The following is a 2,100-nucleotide window of genomic DNA, read 5'->3' on the forward strand; positions in this document are numbered from 1 at the left end:
GCTTGGTCACAAAGCTAGGGCAAGGGTTCTAGAGCGCTATACCTTAAGTGGGAATATTACTCAGCTCGAAAGGCTTTATGAAGAGGTTGTAGAAATTAGGCTTTTGCAATTGAGTGGTCGTGCTTAGTTTTTTTTGTTGTTTGGGAAGTTAACCTCATGCTAAGTTGCCCTTATGGTGAAGAGGGAGGTTAATTGGTAGAAACGTAGCGAGTAAGAGCACGCATCTGTTTACCGGGAATGGAAGCAGGCATTAAGGGACTCCATTCGCTGATTTCAGCAAAACCGAGTTTGTATTGGGTGTGGATGATTTTGGTGATGCTGTTACTTGAACCAATGACTAGGATTTGCACAGGTTCTCGCTTGGGTTGAGGTGGTGTGGGAGTAGGCTCGGAGGCTGGTACCGAGGCAGTTTCTTCCGGTTCTGGTAGAAAGTTGTTGGACATGGGAAGTTACCTTCTTATTGTTACCGAATGGACTACAATTAGTCGTCCTCATTGTAGTCCATTTGGTGCCATTTACTCAGTCCTGAGTAAATGACAGAATTTGAGGCATGGGAAAAGCAGGCAAAGCCCTCAAACAAGTATTAGAAAGCTACGGCATCAGCCAGAATCGAGTCGCTGTGCTGATGGGAATTGGGCGTTCAAATATATACCGTTGGGTGAATGAAATTAGAGATCCAGGCGCTGAGATGGTGATTCAACTTCGGGATGCACTGTATCAGATTAATCCAGCAGCAGCGGAAGATTTTGTTAAACTTTACTTGGGTTGTCCCAGGCAAGACAACGATTCGTCTTAATTGCGAAGCAATTGCTAGATATATCTATAAGGGATAACTTGAGATTGATTCATGAATACCCTTCCGATCAACATTCCTCCCAGCCTCAGAGTTACTGACGAGCAGTTTGAACAACTTGCTAGTGCTAATCGAGACTTGCGCTTAGAACGTAGTGCTACAGGTAAATTAATTGTTATGCCACCCACTGGGGGGAATACTGGAAAACGCAACATTGATATAGAAGGACAACTTTGGTTATGGAATCGCCAAACCAAACTGGGGGTTACTTTTAACTCCTCTACTGCTTTTCGACTTCCCAATAGGGCAATTCGTTCTCCTGATGCAGCTTGGGTTACTCAAAAACGATGGAATGCATTAACCCCTGAACAACAAGAAACTTTCCCACCCCTTTGTCCTGATTTTGTAATGGAGTTGCGTTCAAAGAGTGACAATATGGAACCGTTACGCCAAAAAATGCAGGATTATATTGATAATCAACTGGGTTTGGGTTGGTTAATTGACCCTAATCATAAGACGGTTGAAATTTATCGAATCCATCAAGCTGTAGAGGTGTTGAAATCTCCCAAAACATTATCGGGAGAAGATGTTTTACCTGGCTTTGTCTTAGACTTGGAATTTGTCTGGAATTAGCAGGATTGTAAGCATATGCGCTACGCGCACGCTACTTGAGGTGCCATTAGCCTTTGACCACTTAGCTTATTAGTTGGAAAATTTCCTTAGCAGCGCGATCGCATACGCCTACTTCACCCAATAACTGGCGCATTTTCTGATAATCCTTCAGGGTTTGCTGACGCCGTTCTTGATTAAAAAGTAGTTCTAAAGATTGCCGGACAATATTCTCTGGTGTGGCTTGCTCTTGTAACAACTCCGGCACAATCGAACGCATTACTACCAAGTTAGGGGGAGACATGAAGGGAATCGAAAACTTCAAGAAGGTGCGAGCAAGCCAGTAGGTAAAGGGATTAACTCGGTAGAAAACCACCTGGGGCACATCTAGTAGTGCTAGTTCCAAATTCACTGTACCTGACTTGGTAATGGCTAAATCAGCAGCAGCCAAGATTTCCTTGGTTTGACCAGCAACCACCTTAGCTTGTAAACCATAGCGCTTTACTGCTTCTTCAATGGGATGGCGATAGGCTTCTAAGGATAGGGGAATCCAAAATAGTGGTGAATCAGCTTGACTTTCCCTTAACCCTTCACCCTTCGACTGGCTAACCCGTGTTTGCTCAGTATCTAACAATTGTGACTGTAGCTGCTTGGCGGCTTCGAAGACTACAGGCATGAGATACTTTATTTCTTGTTGT

General features: G+C 44.0%; 4 protein-coding genes and 1 pseudogene. 3 read left to right on the forward strand and 2 right to left on the reverse strand.

What is annotated here, in order from left to right; genetic code table 11:
- A pseudogene (locus F6K38_RS40190) lies at positions 1-127 on the forward strand (glycosyltransferase family 1 protein); the annotation flags it as partial.
- 61 nt (positions 128-188) lie between these two features.
- Here the strand turns inward: F6K38_RS40190 and F6K38_RS40195 are convergent.
- Positions 189-443 (reverse strand): hypothetical protein, encoded by a 255-nt coding sequence (locus F6K38_RS40195; protein WP_008180198.1) that lies wholly within the window; start codon positions 441-443, stop codon positions 189-191.
- A gap of 107 nt (positions 444-550) precedes the next feature.
- On the opposite strand from F6K38_RS40195, the gene F6K38_RS40200 reads away from it, so the two are divergent.
- Positions 551-796: a helix-turn-helix domain-containing protein gene (locus tag F6K38_RS40200; RefSeq protein ID WP_008180196.1), complete on the forward strand. Its 246-nt coding sequence runs from the start codon at positions 551-553 to the stop codon at positions 794-796.
- 51 nt (positions 797-847) lie between these two features.
- Positions 848-1,426: a Uma2 family endonuclease gene (locus F6K38_RS40205; RefSeq protein ID WP_287248713.1), complete on the forward strand. Its 579-nt coding sequence runs from the start codon at positions 848-850 to the stop codon at positions 1,424-1,426.
- A 61-nt stretch (positions 1,427-1,487) separates the two neighbouring features.
- Here the strand turns inward: F6K38_RS40205 and F6K38_RS40210 are convergent.
- On the reverse strand, positions 1,488-2,100 hold a 613-nt coding region (locus tag F6K38_RS40210; protein ID WP_502709656.1), incomplete at its 5' end, for a glycosyltransferase family protein.

It is taken from the genome of Moorena sp. SIO3B2 (assembly GCF_010692525.1).
Lineage (GTDB): Bacteria > Cyanobacteriota > Cyanobacteriia > Cyanobacteriales > Coleofasciculaceae > Moorena > Moorena producens.

Coding starts and splice junctions, on each gene's coding strand:
- F6K38_RS40205 (WP_287248713.1), top strand. CDS start 848: ATGAATACCCTTCCGATCAACATTCCTCCCAGCCTCAGAGTTACTGAC.
- F6K38_RS40200 (WP_008180196.1), top strand. CDS start 551: ATGGGAAAAGCAGGCAAAGCCCTCAAACAAGTATTAGAAAGCTACGGC.
- F6K38_RS40195 (WP_008180198.1), bottom strand. CDS start 443: ATGTCCAACAACTTTCTACCAGAACCGGAAGAAACTGCCTCGGTACCA.